This is a genomic window from Mesorhizobium sp. M8A.F.Ca.ET.202.01.1.1, assembly GCF_004791595.1.
Classification (GTDB): domain Bacteria; phylum Pseudomonadota; class Alphaproteobacteria; order Rhizobiales; family Rhizobiaceae; genus Mesorhizobium.
The window spans coordinates 1-291 of the sequence record NZ_SRUN01000271.1 but is presented as its reverse complement, the minus strand read 5'-3'; the positions used below and the strand labels follow the sequence as shown (position 1 = coordinate 291).

At 67.7% G+C, this 291-nt stretch carries 1 pseudogene; it reads right to left on the bottom strand.

Annotation, left to right across the window (positions count from 1 at the left end):
- Nucleotides 1-278 (bottom strand): annotated as a pseudogene (locus tag EN845_RS34810) (tRNA (guanosine(46)-N7)-methyltransferase TrmB); the annotation flags it as partial.
- Between the last annotated feature and the right edge of the window lie 13 nt (nucleotides 279-291).

Sequence of the window (291 nt, the reverse complement as noted above, 5' to 3'; positions counted from 1 at the left end):
GGCTCGACGCCGATGAAGCCGGTCTCTGGCGCTTCCTTGGCGCGGTGCAGGAGATGCTCGCCGCCGCCGAAGCCGATCTCCAGCTGCAGCGCCGAAACCTCAGCCTTGAACAAGGTCTTGAGGTCAGCCGGCGCTTGCGCCGTCAGGTCGAGCCGGTATGCGCGCAGACCGCTTTCGAGGGCGATCGCCTGCTGCGGGCGTATGGTTTTGCCGTGCCGGCGACCGAAAAATCCTTCGGTCGCCCGGCTCGGCCGATCCTTGGCGTCAACTGGCGTCAGGCGGCGACGGCGT